This is a genomic window from Bacillus sp. 95MFCvi2.1 (assembly GCF_000374965.1).
In the GTDB taxonomy this organism is placed as follows: Bacteria; Bacillota; Bacilli; order Bacillales; family Bacillaceae_G; genus Bacillus_A; species Bacillus_A pseudomycoides.
In genome coordinates, this window is record NZ_KB895696.1 from 196,904 (window position 1) to 221,393 (window position 24,490).

The 24,490-nt window shown below is 37.1% G+C and carries 24 protein-coding genes and 2 other annotated features (1 of these 26 only partly in view); all 24 genes read left to right on the forward strand.

Going from position 1 to position 24,490, the window contains the following annotated elements; genetic code table 11:
• Positions 1–139, forward strand: a binding site (T-box leader); it begins 93 nt to the left of the window's first position.
• 37 nt (positions 140–176) lie between these two features.
• The 24 genes from C568_RS0112435 to C568_RS35340 all read left to right on the forward strand — a co-directional run bounded on the left by C568_RS0112435 (position 177) and on the right by C568_RS35340 (position 24,463).
• Entirely contained in the window at positions 177–2,822 is a 2,646-nt protein-coding gene (locus C568_RS0112435) for a valine--tRNA ligase (protein WP_018781680.1), read from the forward strand.
• A 115-nt stretch (positions 2,823–2,937) separates the two neighbouring features.
• Positions 2,938–4,239, forward strand: coding sequence for a bifunctional folylpolyglutamate synthase/dihydrofolate synthase (locus tag C568_RS0112440; protein ID WP_018781681.1), 1,302 nt, complete (start codon positions 2,938–2,940; stop codon positions 4,237–4,239).
• Between the two features lie 322 nt (positions 4,240–4,561).
• Entirely contained in the window at positions 4,562–5,521 is a 960-nt protein-coding gene (locus tag C568_RS0112445; protein WP_006096067.1) for a hypothetical protein, read from the forward strand.
• 198 nt (positions 5,522–5,719) lie between these two features.
• Positions 5,720–6,295 (forward strand): Maf family protein, encoded by a 576-nt coding sequence (locus C568_RS0112450; RefSeq protein ID WP_003208628.1) that lies wholly within the window; start codon positions 5,720–5,722, stop codon positions 6,293–6,295.
• A gap of 47 nt (positions 6,296–6,342) precedes the next feature.
• Complete coding sequence (gene radC / locus C568_RS0112455; protein WP_018781683.1) at positions 6,343–7,020, forward strand: RadC family protein; 678 nt, start codon at positions 6,343–6,345, stop codon at positions 7,018–7,020.
• Positions 7,021–7,179: 159 nt separating this feature from the next.
• Positions 7,180–8,196, forward strand: coding sequence for a cell shape-determining protein MreB (gene mreB / locus C568_RS0112460; RefSeq protein ID WP_003200832.1), 1,017 nt, complete (start codon positions 7,180–7,182; stop codon positions 8,194–8,196).
• A gap of 41 nt (positions 8,197–8,237) precedes the next feature.
• The gene (gene mreC / locus C568_RS0112465; protein WP_018764385.1) at positions 8,238–9,092 is read left to right on the forward strand and encodes a rod shape-determining protein MreC; all 855 of its coding nucleotides are present in this window, start codon (positions 8,238–8,240) and stop codon (positions 9,090–9,092) included.
• Positions 9,093–9,104: 12 nt separating this feature from the next.
• A complete protein-coding gene (gene mreD / locus C568_RS0112470) occupies positions 9,105–9,647 on the forward strand; it encodes a rod shape-determining protein MreD (RefSeq protein WP_003200835.1) in 543 nt (180 codons plus the stop codon).
• A 35-nt stretch (positions 9,648–9,682) separates the two neighbouring features.
• Positions 9,683–10,369, forward strand: a complete 687-nt coding sequence (gene minC / locus C568_RS0112475; protein ID WP_003200837.1) for a septum site-determining protein MinC — start codon at positions 9,683–9,685, stop codon at positions 10,367–10,369.
• A 2-nt stretch (positions 10,370–10,371) separates the two neighbouring features.
• Positions 10,372–11,175 (forward strand): septum site-determining protein MinD, encoded by an 804-nt coding sequence (minD, locus tag C568_RS0112480; protein ID WP_003200838.1) that lies wholly within the window; start codon positions 10,372–10,374, stop codon positions 11,173–11,175.
• Between the two features lie 209 nt (positions 11,176–11,384).
• Positions 11,385–12,128, forward strand: a complete 744-nt coding sequence (locus tag C568_RS0112485) for a M23 family metallopeptidase (RefSeq protein WP_006096065.1) — start codon at positions 11,385–11,387, stop codon at positions 12,126–12,128.
• Positions 12,121–12,981 (forward strand): M50 family metallopeptidase, encoded by an 861-nt coding sequence (locus tag C568_RS0112490; protein ID WP_018781684.1) that lies wholly within the window; start codon positions 12,121–12,123, stop codon positions 12,979–12,981. Before C568_RS0112485 ends, C568_RS0112490 begins: the two co-directional genes overlap by 8 nt.
• Before the next feature lie 67 nt (positions 12,982–13,048).
• The gene (locus tag C568_RS0112495; RefSeq protein ID WP_018781685.1) at positions 13,049–14,440 is read left to right on the forward strand and encodes an Rne/Rng family ribonuclease; all 1,392 of its coding nucleotides are present in this window, start codon (positions 13,049–13,051) and stop codon (positions 14,438–14,440) included.
• Positions 14,441–14,513: 73 nt separating this feature from the next.
• Positions 14,514–14,591: a sequence feature (ribosomal protein L21 leader region), on the forward strand.
• 14 nt (positions 14,592–14,605) lie between these two features.
• A complete protein-coding gene (gene rplU / locus C568_RS0112500) occupies positions 14,606–14,914 on the forward strand; it encodes a 50S ribosomal protein L21 (RefSeq protein ID WP_003200848.1) in 309 nt (102 codons plus the stop codon).
• Positions 14,915–14,925: 11 nt separating this feature from the next.
• On the forward strand, positions 14,926–15,270 hold the full coding sequence (locus C568_RS0112505) for a ribosomal-processing cysteine protease Prp (RefSeq protein WP_006096063.1): 345 nt from the start codon (positions 14,926–14,928) through the stop codon (positions 15,268–15,270).
• Positions 15,271–15,273: 3 nt separating this feature from the next.
• Entirely contained in the window at positions 15,274–15,564 is a 291-nt protein-coding gene (gene rpmA / locus C568_RS0112510) for a 50S ribosomal protein L27 (RefSeq protein ID WP_000944957.1), read from the forward strand.
• Positions 15,565–15,628: 64 nt separating this feature from the next.
• A complete protein-coding gene (locus tag C568_RS0112515) occupies positions 15,629–16,177 on the forward strand; it encodes a sporulation initiation phosphotransferase B (RefSeq protein WP_018781686.1) in 549 nt (182 codons plus the stop codon).
• Positions 16,177–17,463 carry a GTPase ObgE gene (obgE, locus tag C568_RS0112520; RefSeq protein WP_003200852.1) on the forward strand — a complete coding sequence of 429 codons (1,287 nt, stop codon included), beginning with the start codon at positions 16,177–16,179 and terminating at the stop codon, positions 17,461–17,463. Before C568_RS0112515 ends, obgE begins: the two co-directional genes overlap by 1 nt.
• A gap of 497 nt (positions 17,464–17,960) precedes the next feature.
• Positions 17,961–18,668 (forward strand): response regulator transcription factor, encoded by a 708-nt coding sequence (locus tag C568_RS0112530; RefSeq protein WP_003200854.1) that lies wholly within the window; start codon positions 17,961–17,963, stop codon positions 18,666–18,668.
• Positions 18,658–19,740, forward strand: coding sequence for a HAMP domain-containing histidine kinase (locus C568_RS0112535; protein WP_018781687.1), 1,083 nt, complete (start codon positions 18,658–18,660; stop codon positions 19,738–19,740). Before C568_RS0112530 ends, C568_RS0112535 begins: the two co-directional genes overlap by 11 nt.
• A gap of 94 nt (positions 19,741–19,834) precedes the next feature.
• Positions 19,835–20,611, forward strand: a complete 777-nt coding sequence (locus C568_RS0112540) for an ABC transporter ATP-binding protein (RefSeq protein ID WP_006096061.1) — start codon at positions 19,835–19,837, stop codon at positions 20,609–20,611.
• Positions 20,586–22,499, forward strand: a complete 1,914-nt coding sequence (locus tag C568_RS0112545) for an ABC transporter permease (RefSeq protein ID WP_018781688.1) — start codon at positions 20,586–20,588, stop codon at positions 22,497–22,499. Before C568_RS0112540 ends, C568_RS0112545 begins: the two co-directional genes overlap by 26 nt.
• Before the next feature lie 49 nt (positions 22,500–22,548).
• The gene (locus C568_RS35335) at positions 22,549–23,367 is read left to right on the forward strand and encodes an FtsX-like permease family protein (RefSeq protein ID WP_231398727.1); all 819 of its coding nucleotides are present in this window, start codon (positions 22,549–22,551) and stop codon (positions 23,365–23,367) included.
• Complete coding sequence (locus C568_RS35340; protein WP_231398729.1) at positions 23,351–24,463, forward strand: ABC transporter permease; 1,113 nt, start codon at positions 23,351–23,353, stop codon at positions 24,461–24,463. Before C568_RS35335 ends, C568_RS35340 begins: the two co-directional genes overlap by 17 nt.
• Positions 24,464–24,490: the final 27 nt, after the last annotated feature.

The following is a 24,490-nucleotide window of genomic DNA, read 5'->3' on the forward strand; positions in this document are numbered from 1 at the left end:
TAGCTCTGGAGCATCTTTTCTGAACGGAGTCATTCTCATTAGGAAAAGACGGATCTGTCCGTTATCAAATTAAGAGTATAAGCAAATTTTGAATTTGTTTGTAAATAAAGGTGGTACCACGATGTCCCTCGTCCTTTTTGGATGAGGGGCATTTTTTATTTTAAGGAGGGAAAATAATGTCAAATACGGAAAAGAATTTACCGACTAAATATGATCATATGTCCGTTGAAGAAGGCCTTTATAAATGGTGGCTAGACGGCAAATATTTCGAAGCAAAAGGAGATGCGGAAAAGCAGCCGTATACAATTGTAATCCCGCCTCCAAACGTAACAGGTAAACTGCACTTAGGGCACGCTTGGGATACGACGCTTCAAGATATTTTGACGCGTACAAAGCGTATGCAAGGTTACGATGTATTATGGCTTCCAGGAATGGACCATGCTGGTATCGCAACACAGGCAAAAGTAGAAGGAAAACTTCGTGAAGAAGGTATTTCACGTTACGATCTTGGCCGTGAGAAATTCCTTGAGAAAGCATGGGAATGGAAAGAAGAATATGCTTCTCACATTCGTCAGCAATGGGGAAAAGTTGGTTTAGGATTAGATTACTCTCGTGAGCGCTTTACATTAGACGAAGGTTTATCTGATGCGGTTAATAAAGTATTCGTTCAATTATACGAAAAAGGTTTAATTTACCGCGGTGAATATATTATTAACTGGGATCCAGCAACACGCACAGCTCTTTCTGATATTGAAGTAATTCATAAAGAGATTCAAGGTGCATTCTACCATATGAACTACCCATTGACAGATGGATCTGGTCACATTCGACTTGCGACAACTCGTCCAGAAACAATGCTTGGCGATACAGCAGTAGCAGTTCATCCAGAAGATGATCGTTACAAGCATTTAATCGGAAAAACAGTTACACTTCCAATCGTAGGCCGTGAAATTCCGATTATTGCTGATGAGTACGTAGAAAAAGATTTCGGAACAGGCGTTGTGAAAATTACACCAGCTCATGATCCGAATGACTTTGAAGTAGGTAACCGACATGACTTACCTCGTATTTTAGTAATGAACGAAGATGGAACGATGAACGAAAAAGCTGGTAAGTATAACGGTATGGATCGTTTCGAATGCCGTAAAGAGTTAGTAAAAGACTTACAAGATGCTGGCGTATTAGTAGAAATCGAGCCTCATATGCATTCAGTAGGACATAGTGAGCGTAGCGGTGCAGTTGTTGAGCCTTACTTATCAACACAATGGTTCGTAAAAATGGGACCACTTGCAGAAAAGGCAGTAGAACTTCAACAAAAAGAAGAAGAAAAAGTAACGTTCGTACCAGAGCGTTTCGAGAACACATACTTACGCTGGATGGAAAACATTCACGACTGGTGTATTTCTCGTCAATTATGGTGGGGACACCGCATTCCAGCTTGGTATCATAAAGAAACTGGTGAAGTATACGTAGGTACGGAAGCACCAGCAGATATTGAAAACTGGAATCAAGATAACGACGTACTTGATACATGGTTTAGCTCAGCGTTATGGCCATTCTCAACACTTGGTTGGCCGAATGAAGATGCAGAAGACTTCAAACGTTACTATTCAACAGATGCTCTAGTAACTGGTTATGATATCATCTTCTTCTGGGTATCTCGTATGATTTTCCAAGGTTTAGAGTTTACAGGAGAGCGCCCATTTAAAGACGTATTAATTCACGGTTTAGTTCGTGATGAGCAAGGACGTAAAATGAGTAAATCTCTTGGTAACGGTATTGATCCAATGGATGTTATTGATAAGTACGGTGCAGATGCAATGCGCTTCTTCTTATCAACAGGAAGTGCACCAGGACAAGATTTACGCTTCAGCATGGAGAAAGTAGAATCTACTTGGAACTTCATTAATAAAATTTGGAATGCATCCCGTTTCGTATTAATGAACATGGATGACATGAAATATGAAGATATCGATTTAACTGGTGAAAAATCAGTTGCAGATAAGTGGATTTTAACCCGCTTAAATGAAACGATTGAAAGTGTAACACGTAACATGGATAAATATGAGTTCGGTGAAGCTGGCCGTTCATTATACAACTTCATTTGGGATGATTTCTGTGATTGGTATATTGAAATGGCGAAACTTCCATTATATGGTGAAGATGAAGTGGCTAAGAAAACAACTCGTTCAATTCTAGCATACGTACTAGACCAAACGATGCGTCTACTACACCCATTCATGCCATTCGTAACAGAGAAGATTTGGCAACACTTACCGCATGAAGGTGAATCTATTACAGTAGCAGCATGGCCGACAATTCGCGAAGATTTACAAGATAAAGAAGCGGCAGCAGAAATGCACCTTCTAGTTGATATCATTCGCTCTGTTCGAAACATTCGTGCTGAAGTAAATACGCCAATGAGCAAAAAAGTTCAAATGCAAATTAAAGCAAAAGACGAAGCAGTACTAGCACAGCTTATGAAAAACAGCTCTTACATTGAGCGTTTCTGTAATCCAAGTGAATTAACAATTAAGACTGATTTACAAGCGCCAGAAAAAGCGATGACTGCAATCGTATCAGGTGCAGAGTTATTCTTACCGTTAGCTGATCTTATCAATCTTGATGAAGAGAAAGCGCGTCTTGAAAAAGAACTTGAGAAGTTCGATAAAGAAGTAGAACGTGTACAGAAGAAACTTGCAAACCAAGGTTTCGTAGCAAAAGCACCAGCGGCAGTTATTGAAGGAGAGCGTGCAAAAGAGCAAGATTATCTAGAAAAACGCGAAGCAGTTCGTCAACGTCTAGCTGATCTTCAAAAATAAAGTCATTCGAAAGAGACTCGCCATATTGGTGAGTCTCTTTTATTTGCGTATAATAGAGCTAGAATAATTCTTTGTTTTAGTTCTTTTTTATTGATTTGAAAGGGGAATGGCAAGCGTGGTACATACATACGAAGAAGCGATAGATTGGATTCATAGCCGATTAAAGTTTGGAATTAAACCAGGATTAGAGAGAATGCAGTGGATGCTAGGGGAGCTTGGAAATCCTGAACGTCACATAAAATGCGTTCATCTTGCAGGAACAAATGGAAAAGGTTCAACTTTAACATATATGCGTTATATGCTAGAGGCGGGAAAATATAAAGTTGGTACATTTACGTCTCCATACATTGAAACATTTAATGAGCGAATTAGTGTTAACGGTACACCGATTGCAGATAAAGAAATTACTGAGCTTGTAAATATGGTAAAACCGGTTGTTGAAAAATTAGATGAAACAGATTTAGGAGAAGCAACGGAGTTTGAAATTATTACAGTAATGGCAATCTGCTATTTTGGTAAAATAAACTTCTGTGACATCGTCTTGTTTGAAACAGGGCTTGGAGGTCGTTTTGATTCTACAAATGTAGTTCATCCAGTTCTTACAATGATTACAAATATCGGCCATGATCATATGCATATTTTAGGGAATACATTAGCTGAAATTGCGTACGAAAAAGCAGGAATTATTAAATCAGGAGTTCCTGTTATTACTGGTGTGCAGGATGAAGAAGCACTTGAGGCTATCCAAAAGGTTGCTCAGGAAAAGAATGCAAATCTTTATGAGTTTGGAAAGCAATTTACAGCTGTTCATCAACGTTCCGATGAAGATGGAGAGCATTTTGATTTTTCTTGCCCGTTTGCTTCATTTGAGGAAGTTCAGATTTCGATGAAAGGAAGTCATCAAGTCGGAAATGCAGCATTGGCGTTGATGGGGATTATGTATCTTAAAACATACCTATCATTCTTAATGGAGGAAGAGCATATTGGCGTAGGATTAAGTGAAGCATATTGGATTGGCCGATTTGAACGACTGCAAAGCAATCCGGACGTAATTATAGATGGCGCTCATAATCCAGAAGGAATTGCAAGCCTTGTGAAAACAGTAAAGGCTCATTATAACGATAAAAACATCCTTGTTTTATTTACCGCTTTAGGTGATAAACAGCTAGACAATATGGTAGGGCAATTAGAAACAATTGCAGATGAAATGACTTTTACAACATTCACATTTGATCGTGCGATTTCTGCTGAGGAGCTTGCAGCTTACTCACGTAAGGAAACAAAACAAGTTTTTGAGAATTGGAAAGAAGCTATTGATGCGAAAATGAACAACCTCCAAGAAAATGATGTTTTCATCATAACAGGCTCTCTTTACTTTATTTCAGAAGTTAGAAAATACATTCGTGAAAAAAACTAGGACAGCAACTTGCTGCCCTAGTTTTTTGTTCTACAAATGAAGTCAAATACATACATATAAAGTGAAACTTCCATCAGTGGAGGTTTTTTTATTTCCCACTGATGGTTAGCCTTCACCAATCGGGCTTTTAGGGGCAGTTTATCCCCTAGCAACCTTCATAATTTTTATCCGCAATTTTGAGGTGGGGGATATTACTGCCTATTAATGCGGGATAAGATAACTATATGGGAAAATTTGACGAATCCCTCCGACAGATATCTCGTTTTTTTGTGAAGTGAATATGATATGATGCGGACAATGATAAGAGGTGAGGTGTGAGGGTATGGACAAGCAATCACGAACAATCTCGGTTAAAGTAAACGGAACGGAAGCAAAGTATGAAGAAAAGCAGAAAGAAAAGGAAGAATTTGATTGGATGGTAGTTGATAGTGAAACGTCGCAAAATGTAGTGCCCTTTCAAAAAAACAAGTTACCATCTATCCGGCAGCACCGAAAGAAATGGAATAATGTGCTTATTTTTACAGTTGCTACTGCGGTTATCATTGGCACAGTGTTAGGGATGGGAATGCTTCACTTGTTAACGGGACAAGGTACAGTTCGGGAAGCTACGATAACAAGTGGAGAAAAGAATAATGGAGCAGAGCAAAAAGAAGTAACAGCTGGGGAGAAAAAAGAAGAAAAACAAAAGGTGGGGAATGCAGCTGCTTTAGAACCAATCACTTTATATTTCGTTCAGGGAGGTCTCTATTCTTCTGAAGAAAAAGGACAGGCAGCTACTCAGGAATGGAAAGACAATGGGGGCATAGCAGCGATTAAACCGACTGATGATAAGTATTCACTTGTAGTTGGAATTGCTAGTGATGAGCAATCGTTAGATAAATTAATCGGACAATATAAGAAAGACGGCGTATCAGTTTTGAAAAAGAAATGGGAAATTACAGATCGGGCATTGCTGAAAAGCGATAAAGAATCTGGTCCATTGTTAAGTAAGTTACAACTCTTATACGTCCATTTTGTAAAATACGCGACTAGTATACAACCTGGAAGTAAAAGTAATTCAAAAGAAATAGAAGCGATTGAAAAGGAATGGAAGGCAATTGAAAAAGAGGGGAAATCAATTAAGCGTGAGGATGTAAAAAAAATATATACGTATGCATCAGTAGCTGTGCAAACAATAAAAGAAGGAAAGACTGATAAAGAAGCAGTAGCTAAATTGAATCAAGTTATCATTGATGGTTTGCTTTCTTATGAAAAAGTGGTTTCGCAAAAAGCCAAAGAGTAGGATAATGGAATAAGAGGAAAGAAGTATGCATACTTCTTTCTTTTCTTTTGAATTATATAGCTATAGAAATGTTTTCACCTTATAGTGAGAAAACATCATTTCTTAAAAAGAAAATGATGTTTTTGCAATTTGTAGGAAAGGTATTTGTTTGATACGATCAAGCTATATTTTTCTGCTTTATGTAAGAAAGGAGCATATATGAAAAAACTTATTTTAGCATCTGGGTCACCGCGCCGGAAGGAATTACTTGAACTAGCGGGTGTACCATTTGAAATTGTTGTGAGTGAAATAGAAGAAACAATCGGTGCGTATTCATCGCCCGCTGATATTGTGATGTCACTTGCTTTGCAAAAAGCGTCTGCTGTAGTAGAAAATCACGAAGATAGTGTGGTATTAGGTGCAGATACAATTGTTACATATGAATCGCGTATTCTTGGAAAGCCTAAAGATGAAGCGGAAGCGAAAGAAATACTGCAACTATTATCAGGAAAAACACATGAAGTATATACAGGCGTTGCGCTCATTTCAAAAGAAAAAACAGTAACTTTCTACGAACGTACAGAAGTTACGTTTTGGGAGTTAACAGAAGAAGAGGTTGATGCGTATATTGCGACGAAAGAACCACTTGATAAGGCTGGAAGTTACGGTATTCAAGGAAAAGGTTCTATCTTTGTTCAACATATTCAGGGAGATTACTACAGTGTAGTGGGATTACCAATTGCACGACTTGTTCGTGAATTAAAACAGTTCGATAATGATGCATCCCATGCGTAAAATTGCATGGGGTTTTCTTTGCGAAAAATTGAAAAAGGAGTGAAAATATGAACGGTATTCGTGATGTTTTGAAAGAAGAACAACCACGGGAGCGTTTATTAGTAGAAGGAGCAAGCAGTTTATCGAATCGGGAACTTCTCGCAGTGCTACTTAGAACTGGTTCTAAAGAAGAATCAGTTCTAACATTAGCGGATCAAATTTTATATCATTTTGACGGATTACGAATGTTAAAAGATGCTACAATAGAAGAGATGACGAGTATTCATGGTGTAGGAATAGCAAAGGCCTCTCAGTTAATCGCTGCTTTTGAACTAGGGAGAAGGATGGTGCGTTTAGAGTACCAAAATCGATATAGTATTCGGAGTCCAGAAGATTGCGCTAGTTATATGATGGAAGAGATGCGTTTTTTACAACAAGAGCACTTTGTCTGTTTATACTTGAATACGAAAAATCAAGTTATGCATCGGCAGACTGTGTTTATTGGGAGTTTAAATGCCTCAATTGTGCATCCTCGCGAGGTTTTCAAAGAAGCGTTTCGTCGCGCAGCAGCCTCTATTATATGTCTGCATAACCACCCTTCAGGAGATCCTACGCCGAGTCGGGAAGATATTGAAGTGACAAAACGATTGGTAGAATGTGGAAGGGTCATTGGGATTGAAGTCCTTGATCACATTATTATAGGCGACCATAAATTCGTGAGTTTAAAAGAAAAAGGTCATATTTAAGACTATTCTTTTTACCTATTTTGTTTTATAATGTGATTTATGAGTTTTTTGTAGGCATTCGCTTACAATAAAGGATAGAAAATATAAAAACGTACTGTTTTATTATAAATATAAAGTAAGAAAATGAGTCCGTGAAAATGAGAAAGGAAGATAGATGATATGTTTGGATTTGGTGGTTTTACTCGTGATCTTGGAATTGATTTAGGAACAGCAAACACGCTTGTATACGTGAAAGGAAAAGGTGTAGTTTTACGTGAACCTTCAGTTGTAGCATTGCAAACTGATTCGAAACAAATCGTTGCAGTTGGTAGCGATGCAAAACAAATGATTGGTCGTACACCAGGAAACGTAGTGGCTCTTCGCCCTATGAAAGATGGTGTAATCGCTGATTATGAAACAACAGCGACAATGATGAAATACTATATTCAACAAGCGCAAAAATCAAATGGATTTTTCTCTCGTAAGCCATATGTAATGGTATGTGTGCCATCTGGTATTACTGCTGTAGAAAGACGTGCAGTAATCGATGCAACTCGCCAAGCAGGTGCGCGTGATGCATATCCAATTGAAGAACCATTTGCAGCAGCAATCGGTGCAAACTTACCTGTTTGGGAACCAACTGGTAGTATGGTTGTTGATATTGGCGGCGGAACAACAGAAGTTGCGATCATTTCTTTAGGCGGGATTGTAACAAGTCAATCTGTTCGTGTTGCTGGTGATGATATGGACGATTCAATCATTCAATACATTAAGAAAAGCTACAACTTAATGATCGGTGAAAGAACAGCAGAAGCATTAAAATTAGAAATCGGTTCTGCAGGCGAGCCAGAAGGTATTGAGCCAATGGAAATTCGTGGCCGTGATTTAGTAAGTGGTTTACCAAAAACAGTATTAATCAAGCCAGAAGAGATTGCAGATGCGTTAAAAGATACAGTAGATGCAATTGTAGAATCAGTGAAAAACACATTAGAAAAAACGCCACCTGAATTAGCAGCGGATATTATGGACCGTGGAATTGTATTAACAGGAGGCGGTGCATTACTTCGCAACTTGGACAAAGTAATTAGTGAAGAAACGAAAATGCCAGTTCTTGTTGCAGAAAATCCACTTGACTGTGTAGCAATTGGAACAGGTAAAGCTTTAGATAATATCGACCTTTTCAAAACTGCTCGATAATATTCCAAAATAAAAATCAATGAAATTAAGAGGGTGTGAACGTGCCACAGTTTTTCTTAAACAAAAGATTAATTGTTTTGCTAGTTAGTATTATTCTTCTCGTGGCATTGATTGGAATCTCACTGAAAGAACGGAAAAATCTAACATGGCCAGAGCAGTTTGTAAAAGATACTGTCGGTGTTGTAGAACGTGTATTCCAAAAGCCAGCGAATTATGTTGCCGGGTTCTTTGAGAACGTAGAAGATGTAAAGCGCACGTATGAAGAAAATAAAACATTAAAAGAAAAATTAGATAAGTATGCGGAATTATCCGTGAAAGTAAAAGATTTGGAAAAAGATAATGCGAAGCTTCGTGAAACGATTGATAAAAAAGATTCTCTTCGTGACTATAAGCCAATCCAAGCTACAGTGATTGCACGCAATCCGGACAAGTGGTATGACTTAATCGGAATTGATAGAGGTGCACAGCAAGGAATCCAGAAGGATATGGCTGTTATGACTTCAAAAGGGTTAGTCGGACGAGTGAAAAGTGTGTCTCAATTTACATCAACTGTAGAATTATTGAGTTCACTGAATCGAACAAATCGTATTTCTGCTGTAGTAGAAGGGCAAGAGCGTATTTTTGGATTGATTGAAGGATACGACAAGGAAAAACAATCTCTTGTTTTCACAAAGATTCCATCTGATGTAAAAGTAGAAAAAGATCAAACGGTTGTAACATCAGGATTAAGTGATATTTTCCCGAAAGGGTTAGTAATTGGGAAAATTGTAGATGTTGCACCAGATGAATATGGATTAACACAAACAGCTTACGTAAAACCTGCTGCGGATTTAAATGATGTAGACCATATTATGGTTACAAAAAGAGTTATGCCCTCAGCAGCGTTAGAACAGTAAGGGGGAGAAGATATGGCTATTTTGAAAAGAGCAATTCTTCCTCTGCTGCTTCTTTTTGTGTTTTTATTCGAAAATATGTTTTCTACTGTAGTTCCAACAGCATTGTTTTGGAAAGACAGTATTGCAGCTCCGCATTTCTTTATGATTGTGCTATGTTTTATTACCGTTTATTTTAGTCCTTTACAAGGTATTTACTATGGGCTATTATTTGGTTTTTTATTTGATACTGTATATACAGAACTTGTTGGTGTATATATATTTGCTTATCCAATTTTGGCGTATCTTGTGTATAGTACGATGAGAGTATTGCAATTGAATTTATTTATTGTTTCTTTTATCGTATTAACGGGAATTGCAGCATTAGAGTATTATGTATATGGATTTTTAACGCTACTAGGACGTATTCATGTACCGGCGCATATCTTTTTCTCAGATCGTCTCCTTGCTACTTTATTGTTAAATGGCATTTTCTTATTACTAGTTTGTTTCCCACTGAGACGATATCTTGTGCGTCTTTCAAAAGCGATGGAAGAAAAAGAAAAAAGGATTTTCTAATTTTATGTCGAATTGAATCGTTGGGGTGAACTTTAGTGGAAGAAAAAAAGCAACAAAATATAACGATAAAAGGGACAAAAGATGGACTGACATTACATTTAGATGATTGCTGTTCATTCTCTGAATTACTGCAAGAACTGGACGAAAAGCTTTCCACTCACTATTACGATGGTGATGGACGTTCATTAATCGAAGTACATGTTAAAGTTGGTAATCGCTATTTGACAGATGTACAGCAAGAAGAAATTCGCACTTTGATTCGTAATAAAAAAAATCTTGTTGTGGATTCCATTGAGAGTGATGTCATAACAAAAGCTGAAGCAATAGCGTGGAAAGAAGAAACAGAAATTGTCCCTGTTTCCAAAATTGTTCGCTCAGGTCAAGTATTGCATGTAAAAGGAAATCTATTGTTAATTGGAGATGTCAATCCAGGCGGAACGGTTATCGCTGGGGGAAATATTTTTGTCGTTGGATCATTACGAGGAATTGCGCATGCTGGATATTATGGGGATACAGATGCTGTCATTGCAGCATCTGTTATGAATCCAATGCAACTTCGAATTAGTGATGTGACAATGCGGGCTCCGGAAGAGAAAGAAGACGGAGCAGAGGCGGCGGAATGTGCGTATATTGATGAGAACAATCACATTGTTGTCGATCGCCTGCAACTTCTCACTCATCTTAGACCTAATTTAACAAAGTTAGAAAGGGGAATTGTATAGCTGTGGGAGAGGCAATAGTAATTACATCTGGAAAAGGCGGGGTAGGAAAGACTACAACGTCTGCAAACATTGGTACAGCCTTAGCATTATCCGGGAAAAAAGTATGTTTAATTGATACGGATATTGGTCTAAGAAACTTAGACGTAGTAATGGGGCTAGAAAATCGTATTGTATTTGATCTTGTTGATGTCGTCGAAGGTCGTTGTCGTTTACCTCAGGCTCTTATAAAAGATAAGCGCTTTGATGAACTTTATTTATTACCTGCAGCACAAACGAGCGATAAGTCAGCGGTAACACCTGAACAAATGGATGAGTTAATACAACTATTACGTCAAGATTATGATTATGATTACATATTAATTGATTGTCCTGCTGGTATTGAGCAGGGATTCAAAAACGCGGTGGCAGGTGCGGACAAAGCGATTGTTGTAACGACGCCTGAAGTATCTTCTATGCGTGATGCAGACCGTATTATTGGGCTTTTAGAAAAAGAAGATATCGAACCACCAAAACTTGTTATTAACCGTGTGCGTAGCCATATGCTACATGAGCAAGATATGCTAGATGTAGATGAAATTGTACGTACACTTTCGATTGAGTTGCTCGGAGTTGTCGAGGATGATGATGAAGTTATTCGTGCTACAAATACAGGTGAACCTGTAGCATTGCAGCCGAATGGAAAAGCATCATTAGCTTATCGGAATATTGCAAGACGTTTGCTAGGTGAATCTGTCCCTTTACAAGCGTTTGGGCAAGAAAAAGTATCTGTTTTTACAAAGATGAAAAATTTCTTTGGAATTCGTTAAAAGCACTTCGCATGTATGCGAGGTGCTTTCTTTTTTATTCTCATGAATATCTTCCTCTTAGGGTTCATACATATGTACAAACTGTATAAAGTTTGGAAAATAGAGAACTTTTATTTTCCCTGCTATTTGCGGGGGAAATAATCAGTAGGGAAGATAGTTTCACTTTACTTGCCTCTTGCAAGAAGAGGTGGCAAAAGGAAGGGGACAGGATGAAGAATAGACGTGTAGAAGAGATTAAAAAACGGATTGCAAAGAGAAAAGAAGAACAAGAGAGACTCGAGGAAGAACAGTATTTTTCTGAAGGAAACTTTGATGGAGAAACGATGTTCATTGAAGAAGGTGAAAAAGAGGTGCATCCTCTTTTTCGAAAGGAAGTATTTTTATTTAAATTTTTATTAGCGGCGATTCTCGTTCTCTCGGTAGCCATTTTATTTAAAAATGCACCAGCTTCTTTTGATGGAGCAAGAACGGTTGTAAAACAAGTTATGCAAGAGGAATTTCAGTTTGCTACTGTATCCAAGTGGTACGAAAATCAATTTGGAAAACCGCTCGCTTTTCTACCTGCAAATGAAAAGAAGCAAGGCATACAGCAAAAAGATTATGCAGTTCCGGCTTCAGGGAAAGTTATGCAAAGTTTTCAAAAAGATGGCCAAGGTGTATTTGTACAAACAGCCGCGAATACAACTGTTGAATCGGTAAATGAAGGGGTTGTTATTTTCGCTGGTAAGAAAGAGGGGTTTGGGAATATAGTTGAGATCCAGCATGCAGATGGTACGGAATCATGGTATGGAAATTTAGGTGAGGCATCTGTAAAATTATATGATTATGTTGAAAAGAAACAAAAGGTTGGAACAGTTGGGACCAATGCGGATAACAAGAATGGCAAGTTCTATTTTGCAATTAAAAAGAATGAAAAATTTATCGATCCGATTCAGGTGATTTCATTTGAATAAATATAGTGAAGTATTGTCAAAAATTACAGTGCATCCACTGTTTTGGGGAATTATAGCTATTGGGATTTTTACGGCGCGTTTTAAAGAATTACTACTTTTATTTTGTATCGTTTTGATTCATGAGCTTGGGCACGCCTTCGCAGCTGCTCATTATAAATGGAGAATCAAGCAAATACAACTTTTGCCGTTTGGCGGGGTGGCAGAGCTTGAGGAACATGGGAATAAGCCGTTAAAGGAAGAATTAATCGTTGTAATAGCAGGACCTATTCAACATGTATGGATGATTGGGCTAGCTTATGCTTTGGCTAGGGCAGGATGGTTTAGTGAGGAACTTTATCATTTCTTTGTATGGAACAATTTAATGATTCTAGGGTTTAATTTACTACCAATTTGGCCACTAGATGGTGGAAAAGTATTGTTTAATGTTTTATCACATCAATTTCCTTATTTACAAGCGCATGAGAAAATGATGAAAATATCATGTGTTTTTTTTAGTGTAATATTAGGTTGGCAACTGTTTTGGAATAGTAATAGTATTATGATGTGGGTGCTGCTTCTGTTTTTAGCTATTTCTTTATATCAAGAATGGAAGCAACGGCGCTATGCGTTTATGCGTTTTTTACTAGAACGTTATTATGGAAACAAGCGAGATATTGAAAAGATTGCTCCAATTGAAGTGCGAACTGAGGATCGATTATACACGATTTTCACAAAGTTTCGGAGAGGGTATAAGCACTCGATTATCGTTCATGGTAAATATAAAGAGCATTATACATTAGACGAAAACGAATTGCTTTATGCTTATTTTACCGAAAAACGAACTACTTCATCTGTGGAAGAGTTAATCGGTTAGTGTTGACGAGGACACTAACCTTTTATATTGTAAGAGGAAAAGAAAATGAAAAAGTGAGGAAAGTATTTTGAAGACGTTATACATCAACTATACTGGTTCGGAAAAACGGGTTGCTGTAGAAGAAAAACAAAAGATTGTTGAGCTTTTATGGCAACGAAATCAAGAGCAAGAGATTATTGGGCATATTTATGTGGGACGTGTCGTACGAACGATTGCTGGGATGAATGCAGCGTTTGTAAATATCGGTTTAGAAAAACATGCCTATCTTTCATATGACGATGTTCCATCATCATATCGAGTGCACGAAGGACAAGCATTGCTCGTGCAAGTGGTAAAAGAAGCGATTGATACAAAAGGGCCAAAATTAACAGCGAATGTAGAATTTACCGGGAAATATGTCGTTTATATGCCTTATGATGAAATGCGCGCTGTTTCCCGGAAAATAAAAAATAATAAAAAACGGCAACAATTGCTTGAAATTCAAGTAGAGGGAACCGGAGGCTATATTTTCCGTTCAGCTTGTGACAAAGGTGCAATTGATGAAGTGCAGATTGAAATGCAACATTTTCAAGATCTGTATAAAGAATTAAAAAGAAAAGAAGAGCATGGAAAGGCACCGTTATTACTCCATCGTCCAGCAACCTTTTTAGATCGTGTATTTAAAGAAAATCCGATTGAAACAATTGAAAAAGTAATTGTAGATACACGCAGTATAGTACCGGAATTGCAAGATAAAGTAGGAAAAGAAAAGGTTTCGTTTTACAATGAAACAACTTCTATGTTCATTCACTATGGTGTGGAGCGTGAGATTGAAAAAGCACTGCAAAAAATAGTGTGGTTATCAAACGGTTCTTATTTAATTATTGAGCAAATGGAGACAATGACGGTAATTGATGTGAACACCGGTAAATTTACTGGAAAGCAGAACTTGCAAGATACGGTATTACGGACGAATGAAATAGCTGCGGAAGAAATTGCTCGTCAATTAAGACTGCGTGATATTGGTGGTATGATTTTAATTGACTTCATTAATATGAAAAAAGAAGAAAATAAAGAAAAAGTAAGAGAGAGGCTCATTTCCTCATTACAAAGGGATCGTACATATACACGTGTTCTTAGATTTACAGAGCTCGGTATTTTAGAAATGACACGTAAGCGAAAAAAACACTCGCTCCGTGATGTATTATTAGACGATTGCTCAGCGTGCCAGGCGACAGGATATGTAATGTCTCATGAATCAATTGCATACGAGCTAGAAAGAGAACTTGTTACATATAGTAGTTCGGAGGACGAGGCGGTATTAATTGCAGCTTCAAAAGAAGTACAAAAAATATTTTTACAAAAAGAATTGCAAAAAAATATACCGTTCCAAGTTTATTTCACAGATGAAGAAGCTGAGAAATATGCAATTATTCGATTTGGAACGAGGCAAGAAATGATGCTGCGTAAAAATAGTTAGCAGAACATTTATTGACAATAGTCAACGTTTCGTGATAACATCTTTATGTTATAGTTTATAGCACCTAAACTGCTATATGCTACAACCGCACAAGACAGGTTCCAAAAAGGCATTTTATGTCTACCTCGTTTTGGCGAGTCTTAGTAATTATGAGGAGGTGCAAGTATGTACGCAATTATCGAAACAGGTGGAAAACAAATTAAAGTTGAAGCTGGTCAAGAAATCTACATTGAAAAATTAGATGCTGAAGCTGGTGAAACTGTTACTTTTGACAAAGTTCTTTTCGTTGGTGGCGAAAACGTGAAAGTTGGTAGCCCAGTTGTAGAAGGTGCAACAGTTACTGCGAAAGTTGAAAAACAAGGTCGCGCTAAGAAAATCATCGTTTTCAAATACAAAGCGAAAAAGAACAATCGTAAGAAACAAGGTCATCGTCAACCTTACACTAAGCTAGTGATTGAAGCAATCAACGCTTAATTCTGGTTAAGATGATTAAAATTACGATAAGTCGCACGAAATTAGGAAGTATCCAATCATTTAAAATGACTGGGCATGCCGATTATGCACCACATGGACAAGACCTTGTCTGTGCTGGAACAACTGCGGTCGTGTTTGGATCTATAAATGCAGTGGAAGTACTTTGTAATGTGCAAGCAACTATTGAGCTCGGAAGTGATGGTGGATTCTTAACGTATGAGTTGCCTAATGATTTAGATGCTCATACAGCAGAGAAAGCTCAAACGCTTTTAGAAGGATTGGTTGTTTCGCTTAAGACGATTGAACTTGATTACGGAAAGTATATCCGTTTAATAGAAAAAATGCAGGAGGTGTAACGTATGTTAAGATTAGATCTTCAGTTTTTCGCATCTAAGAAAGGTGTAGGTAGTACAAAGAACGGTCGTGACTCTCAGTCAAAACGTCTTGGTGCTAAACGCGCAGATGGTCAAACGGTTTCAGGTGGTTCAATTCTTTACCGTCAACGCGGTACAAAAATTTATCCAGGTGTTAACGTTGGTCGTGGTGGCGATGACACTTTATACGCGAAAGTTGACGGCGTAGTACGCTTCGAGCGTCTTGGCCGTGACCGCAAACAAGTGAGCGTATATCCTGTTGCTCAAGAAGCATAAGAAACTCACGGAAAACTCTAACCTGAGTGCAGGTTAGAGTTTTTCTATATTAAGGGGTATCTGGATGAATAAAAAATGGACAATTATAGATGCGTTGAGTCATTCTAGGCATGATTGGCTCAATCGTATGCAGATGATTAAAGGAAACCTCTCCCTTGGAAGAGTGGAAGAGATTCATGGGCTCATCGATCGTTTTGTCCAAGAAGCGAGACAAGAATCCAATCTGATGGGGCTATCGATGCCTTTATTTTCAGAATGGATTTTAACATATAATTGGAAACAGCAGCCGTGCTTATTGGAGTACGAAGTATTAGGGAAATTACATAACTTATCTTATTACGATGAAGAAGTGTGTACGTGGACGAATGAATTTTTCTCAATGCTTCAGCATAGTTTAGACGTTTATGTTGAAAATTATGTTTGTATCACAATTGAATGTGACGCGGAGAATGCTCGTTTCTTTTTTGATTTTCGTGGCAAGCTAACGAATGTAGAAGAACTACAAACGTGGCTTACAAACCAAAACAATGAATCGTATTTCATTTCTTATACAGTGCGAGATGATGAAATCTCGGTTATATTACAACCAATCGAAAAAAGTGTGGTGAAATAATGTTTGTAGATCAGGTCAAGATATATGTAAAAGGCGGCGACGGTGGAAACGGAATGGTTGCGTATCGTCGTGAGAAGTATGTTCCAAAGGGTGGCCCAGCAGGTGGCGATGGCGGTAAAGGTGCAGATGTTGTTTTCGTTGTTGACGAAGGCTTACGTACATTAATGGACTTCCGCTACCAACGTCATTTCAAAGCTGATCGCGGTCAACACGGGATGAGCAAAGGGCAACATGGCCGTAAAGCTGACGATTTAATCGTAAAGGTTCCACCAGGAACAGTTGTAAAAGATGAGGAAACTGGTCAAATTCTTGCGGATTTAGTAACGCATGAGCAATCAGCTGTTATTGCAAGAGGTGGTCGTGGTGGCCGTGGTAACTCACGTTTTGCAACACCGACGAACCCAGCACCAGAAATCGCTGAGAACGGGGAACCAGGTCAAGAACGTGATGTAATCTTAGAATTAAAAGTATTAGCGGATGTTGGACTTGTTGGATTCCCAAGCGTAGGTAAATCAACATTATTATCCGTTGTATCATCAGCACGTCCGAAAATTGCAGAATATCACTTTACAACAATTGTTCCAAACCTTGGTGTTGTTGAAACTGGTGATAACCGCAGCTTCGTTATGGCTGACCTTCCTGGATTAATCGAAGGAGCACATGCGGGCGTGGGACTTGGACACCAATTCTTACGTCATATCGAACGTACACGTGTTATCGTGCATGTTATTGATATGTCTGGTTTAGAAGGCCGTGATCCATATGAGGATTATGTTACAATCAATGCTGAATTAAAAGAGTACAATCTGCGTTTAACGGAGCGTCCACAAGTTGTTGTTGCAAACAAAATGGATATGCCAGATGCAGAGGAAAACTTACAAGCATTTAAAGAGAAAGTAGGAGACGAAGTTCAAATCTTCCCAATCTCTGCCGTAACAAAACAAGGTGTTCGTGATCTATTATTTGAAGTAGCAAACTTAGTGGAAACAACACCAGAATTCCCAGTACATGATGTTGTAGACGAATCTGAAGCAAGTGTAATGTACAAATTTGAATCTGAAGGATCTAAGTTTGAAATTACACGCGAAAGTGACGGTACATTTGTTATTTCTGGTTATGATATTGAGAAAACATTCAAGATGACAGACTTCTCACGTGATGAATCTGTACGTCGTTTCGCTCGTCAAATGCGCGGAATGGGTATTGATGAAGCTCTTCGTGCACGCGGTGCAAAAGATGGTGACATTGTAAAAATTCTTGAATATCAATTCGAATTTATCGATTAAGACTGCCAAAATACGGCAGTCTTTTTTATAATCGAGAAAGGAGTGTAAATAAAGCGATAGAAATACAGATTGGAAAACCGATAGAAAGCTTAATTTTTAGGTGGGAGAGAGGATCTGGTCGAGCGTAGAAGCGGTCAGTGCCTTTTTGAGCCCCATGCCATGTGAGAACAGAGGGAGAAAAAGAGTGGGGATTTCCTCTTGTTTTCAAGGCCGCAATTTGTATGTTAGAAGTCAAAGCGATAGAAATACAGATTGAAAAACCGTTAGAAAGCCTAATCTTTAGGTGGGAGAGAGGATCTGGTCGAGCGTAGAAACGGTCAGATCCTTTTTCTGCCCCATGCCAAGTTAAAACAAAAGGAGAAAGCAAGTAGAGGTCATCTTTTGTTTTTCATAGCCATGACTTATACGTTGGAAAATCAAAATAGATATTCATTTTTAAATTCAGAAGAATGAAAGAAATAGTCACTCCGTAGTAAGAAACAAGGGAGAGGGAGTATATGTATAAAATATTAATTGTAGAAGATGACGAAAAGATTGCTGGGATATTAGAAGAACATTTAGAGAAGTATGGCTATCAATCATTTCGAGTGGCAGATTTACGCCATATAAAAGATGAATTTGTGAAAGTGAATCCACATTTAGTTTTACTCGATATTAATCTCCCGTACTTTGATGGTTTTTACTGGTGTCGTCAAATTCGAACTGTATCTAATGCACCAATCATTTTTGTCTCTGCACGAACCGGAGAAATGGATCAGGTCATGGCAATTGAAAACGGTGGTGACGATTATATTGCAAAGCCATTCCATTTAGATATTGTTATGGCGAAAGTAAAAAGCGCCTTGCGTCGTGGATACGGTGAGTATGCTTCATCGGCAGAAAGCGATTGCTTTGGTGTGAGGGGATTGCTGCTATTTCCATCACAACATACAGTTGAGTGGCAAGGGAAACAAATAGAGCTCACAAAAAATGAATTTTATTTATTAGAGTGTTTAATGAAGCAGGCAAATCAATATGTAACGCGTGAGGAGCTCTTAGAGGCATTATGGGATGAACTAGCATTCGTTGATGATAATACATTAACAGTGAACGTAAAGCGTGTCCGAAAGAAGCTAGAGGAGCTTGGGATTGTAAATGCAATCGTAACAAAGCGGGGATACGGTTACGCACTTCTTACAGAGTGGGGAGATGGGCATGAAGCTTAAGGGTTACCTCATTGATCGTTTTCCTTTAATTGTTTCATATATTGTGAGCCTTTGCTTATTTGGACTTGTATTACAACTACAAGGACTTTTAGAGAAACGATCGATACAGTGGAGTACATGGTTGTATGGCCTTTTACTAGCGACTATCGTATTTATTATATACCTGATTTATGATTATCGAAAACGCAGCGTGTTTTTAAACAGAATCGAACAATACATTGCTGGAGGACATACGTTACATGACTCTTTATTAATTGATGCTTCCTATACGGCTGAACAAGAAATGATTGTAGAAGCATTCATTTTGCTTAGACAGCAATATATGAATGAGGTTCACCAGCAGCATGCGAAAGATCAACAGCAAATGATCTTTATGAACCAATGGATTCACCAAATGAAAACACCAGTTTCAGTGATTGAATTACTGTTGCAGAAATTTGGTAAAGCGCATCGCGAAGCAAGAGAAACGGTTGAAAGTATTCGTGAAGAAAATAATCGTATTTTACATGGTTTAGATTTAGCGTTACATATGGCAAGGTTAGAACAGTTTGCAAAAGATTACAAAGTGGAGGTAGTAAATGTACTAGAGGTTGTTCGAGAGGTTATTAACCAAAATCGAAAATCTTTCATTCAATCTTCTGTATATCCGAAAGTAATGTTTGAAGAAGAAACGTGTACGATCGCTTCCGATCGAAAATGGATTAGTATTGCAATCAATCAAATTGTTATGAATGCAATTAAATACACAAAAATCTCGCAAGTGGATAAGAAAGAAATTCAGTTTCAAATAGAGGAGAAGGAACAGACAGTTTTATTACATATTTGTGATACTGGAATTGGTATTCCAAAGCAAGACATCAAACGAGTTTTTGAACCATTCTTTACAGGAACAAATGGAAGAAAAACAAGAGAAGCAACAGGAATGGGATTATATATTACAAAGGAAATTTGTGATAATCTTCATCACGGAATTTACGTGCAATCAACCGAAGGAGAAAGTACAACATTTACATTCCAATTTGCAAAAGATGAAGAATATCATGCATTGATGAGAAAAATGACAAAATTGTAAGATAACAAACGGTTTTGTAAGGAAAATCACTCGTTTCTTTTTCTTATTTTTCTTATAGTAAATGTAAGAAGAAAGCACATAGGGGGATTTAGAAATGAGTGTTCTTGAAGTAAAAGGTTTAACGAAGGTGTATCAATCAAAAGGATCAGTGGCAACGACTGCTTTACACGATATAAATTTTAAAATTGAAGAAGGCGAATTTGTAGGTATTATGGGTCCTTCAGGAAGTGGGAAAACAACACTTCTAAATTTATTAGCAACAATTGATAAGCAAACTTCAGGCCATGTTTATGTGAATGGTGAAGAGATTAGTCAAATGCGTGCTACAAAACTAGCGGAATTTCGCCGTACACATTTAGGGTTCATCTTCCAAGACTTTAACTTACTTGATACGTTATCGATTAAAGAAAATATTATTTTGCCATTAGTTATGGCGAAGCGCCCTGTAAAAGAAATTGATACGAAAGTACTTGAAATTGCGAAGTTTTTAAATATCGAAGGAATTTTAAATAAAAAAGTATATGAAGTATCGGGTGGACAACAACAACGTGCGGCAGCTGCACGAGCAATTATTCATGAACCGACATTAATTTTAGCAGATGAGCCAACTGGGAATTTAGATTCTAAGTCTGCGAAATCTTTAATGGGCGCACTGCAAGATTTACATGAACAGAAAAAAGTAACAATTGCCATGGTAACACATGATCCAGTAGCAGCTAGTTATTGCGAACGTATTCTCTTTATACGCGATGGAGAAATTTTCTCAGAAATTCATAAAGGAAAAACAAAGCAAGCCTTTTTCCAAGAAATTTTAGATGTACTTGCGATGCTAGGGGGGGAATATCATGAACTTTCGCCAGCTCGCGCTTAATAATGTAAAAGGAAATTGGCGTAATTATAAAGCTTTTCTTATTAGTAGTTGTTTATCAATCTTAGTATTTTTCATGTACGCTTCCTTCATTTATCATCCAGATGTAGTGAGCGGAAACATTAGCATGAAGACGATGGTTACAAAAGGGCTAGAATCAATGAACTATATCATTGTCATCTTTTCAGCACTATTTATTTTATATGCTAACTCAACGTTTTTACGAGCGAGAAAAAAGGAGTTTGGTTTATTAACATTAATAGGTGGAACAAAAGCGCAGCTTGGTCGTATGATTATACTAGAGCAAATGATTTTAGGTGTAATCGCAATTGTAGTAGGGATCGCTCTTGGTATGCTTTGTTCAAAGCTCTTCTTTCAAGCTTTAAGTGTATTACTTGGTGTAGATAAAACACTTCCACTTGTATGGAATGGAAAAGCAGTTCTGATTACAGCTAGTGTATACTTCGTTCTCTTTTTCATCCTATCATTATTCGGTCTTTGGACGGTCGGTCGTTTGCAAATTATTGATTTATTAAGAGAAGCAAGAAAACAAAAAGTAGAGCCTTTCGCATTTACATGGCTATGTGTAGTCGGGATATTATGTATTATTGTCGCGTATGTACTTTGTTTCCAAGTTACGCTTATGAATTTCGTTATGCTATTTTTACCGATTGTAGGACTGACAATTGGAGGAACGTACTTACTATTTACGCAAGGTAGCACTGTTGTATTAAAGGTGTTACAAAAACGAAAAAAATCTTTTTATACATATCCCAATATGTTTGTACTTAGTAATCTTATTTATAAAATGAAAGATAATGCTCGTTTTCTCTTTGTTATATCCATTATTACAGCTGTTGTTTCTTCCGCGGTTGGTACACTGTATGTATTCTTTGAAGATATGAGTTATAAAACAGTAGCTAGTACGCCGCATGCTATTTCATATGAGGAAAAGGGAGTAAATACACATAACATCATTAGTGAAGAGAAAATGCAAGAGTTATTGAAAAATCATGGGTTTGAAGATGCACGAAAAGTAACATATGTAAAACTTCCAGCAACACAGAAAATAGAGGGGTTGAATGGCAATCATGAGATGCCTTTAGGTATTATCTCAGAAAAAGAATATAATGCAGAAGCACGTAAGCAAAAGAAAGAGGAAGTTCATAATGCACCAGGAAGCGCAACGATGGTTTTAATTGATATGATGAATGACTTTGTGAAGTTAGATCGTACAAAACCATTTGAGTTCACGCTGAACGGACAAAAACAGTCTATTAAGCTAAATGATCCAATTTCACAATCTGTTTTTAACGATGAAGGGTACCTTATTGTTAATGATCAAGACTTTGTGAAATATGCAAAGGTTGTATCAGATGAAGAAAAGACAAAATATTACGGATATTATATTGGAGACTGGAAAGGAACAGAGAATCTTGTAGTAGACTTGAAAAAAGAAATTGCACAAGAACAACAACAGAATTTCCATAATTCAGTTCTTACTTATAAAGCAATAAAGGAACAAGGGGCAATTACAATGTTCATCGGTTTCTTTGTAGCAGTACTATTTTTCTTCTTTGCTTGCAGCATGACATACTTTAAATGGTTTAATGATAAAGAACAAGATCGTATTCAATTTAAGTCATTAAAGAGAATCGGTATGACAGATAAAGAAATTCATAAAATTGCTATTCGCCAAATGGGAGTCATTTTCTTTATTCCAATTCTCATTGGTACATTGCATAGCGGATTTGCTCTTCATACATTAGGGAAAATGCTTTATTTAGATTTATGGAAATCAGGTGCGATTGTTATTGGAGCATATATTGTAGCTTCGGCAATTTACTTTATGATTGCACAAAGAGGATATTTAAAACACGTAAAAAGCTAGGGAAACCTCTAGCTTTTTACGTGTGTAACAGGTTACAGGGGGAATGCAGATGAATGTCAGGCAGCTAGCGATACAAAATATAAGGGGGAATTGGCGGAGTTATAAAGCATTTGTATTAAGTAGCTCTTTTTCTGTAGCAGTTTTTTATATGTATACATCTTTTGTTCATCATCCGGAAGTTGTACACAGTAATGTCCACATTGGAATTCGATCAGGTTTACAAGGGTGTAGTTATCTTATTCTTATGTTCTCGGCACTGTTTATGTTAAGTTCTAATGCTACTTTTCTTGATGCGAGAAAGAAAGAATTAGGATTGCTTAAATTAATGGGATCTACAAATGCTAGAATCTCAATTCTACTATTCTTAGAACAGGCTGTAGTGGGCTTGGTATCAACTTGTATTGGGATTGGGGTTGGGATGTTATTTTCAAATTTATTTTTAATGACATTAAGTGTACTCTTAGATTTAGAGAATAGGATTTATTTCATCTTTCAAATAAAACCATTCTTGATTACCGTTGTTGTATATGCAATTCTGTTTTTTTCTTTAGCACTATTTGGTTTGTGGAATGTGCGGAGGTTAGAAATTGTTGATTTATTATTGGATAAGAGGAAAGGACGTAGAGTTTTTAAAGTAGGGAAATGGCGATTTGGTTTAGGGATTATTTTACTTTTATGTGGATATACCTTTGCGGTAAAAGTAACGCTAGGAGAGTTATTTCTCTACTTTTATCCAATCCTTAGTACTGTAATTATAGGAACTTATTTTTTTATTTACTCAAGGCAGTTTATTTGTTTTGAAAGGACTTCAAAAACAGAAGAATATCTATTATACATATCCAAATCTATTTGTGCTTCGCAGCCTTGAGCATAAATTGAAAGATCATGCGAAGTTTTTATTTTCCATTTCTATTTTGACAGCAACAGTTATTACAGCAACAGGAACTGCATATGCATATTTTTCTGACCTTCCCAAAAGCGCTATGTTTTCATTTCCTCATGAAATTTCCTATACAGAAAAAGGAATAGAATCTCATGAGGTGATTTCTCCTGATGAGCTCTTAGTACTATTTGAAAAATATGGTTATGAAAATGTAGAGAAAGTACAGTTTATCGGATTACCAGGAAAGTTTATTACAACACATGACGGACGTCTGTTTCCGATTACAGTTATTTCACAAACGGATTATAACAAAGAAGCAAAGAAGCAAGGAAAAAGCATGGTAAACAATAAAAAAGGTTATGGCACATTTATAAACCCAATGGCTTTTGATGGTCAGGATGTGTATAACAAGGAAATATTCTATTTTCAAATGTTAGGAGTACCATATCAAATTAAATTGCATGAATCTAAATCAGATATGGTTTTTAATGGAGATGGCGCTGGGCACCATAATCAATTATTAGTTGTACGGGATGAACAGTTTAAACAATGGGAAAGTGTCATTCCTAATCATGAAAAATATGTATATTATGGTTATAATATTCCAAATTGGCAGGAGCAAAAAAAATTCGCGTTAGAAGTGAGGGGAAAAGTGTCTCCAGATTATTCTTCTTCGATGAGAAATAAGATCAGTATATATATCCAATTTAAGGAAGGGGGAGCAGTGTTATTATTTATCGGATCATTTATTAGTATTCTCTTTTTCTTAGCAACTTGCAGTATGACATATTTTAAATGGTTTTCAGATATTGAGCAGGATCGTAAAGAGTATCAGTCTTTAATGAAAATAGGGATGGAGAAAGGAGAAATAAAACGGATTGTTAGACGGCAAATGGGGAGTTTATTTTTTATTCCTATTGTGGTCGGTATAGTGCATAGTATATTTGCTTTCTATGCATTGAGTAATTTAATGGAAATGAATGTGCTATTTACAAGTATAAAGATCATCGGTATATATTGTGCAGCAACAGCTATCTATTTCTTCTTCGCTCAAAAAGAATATATGAAACATATAGACTAGCAAACGCTAGTCTTTTTAAAATATTCA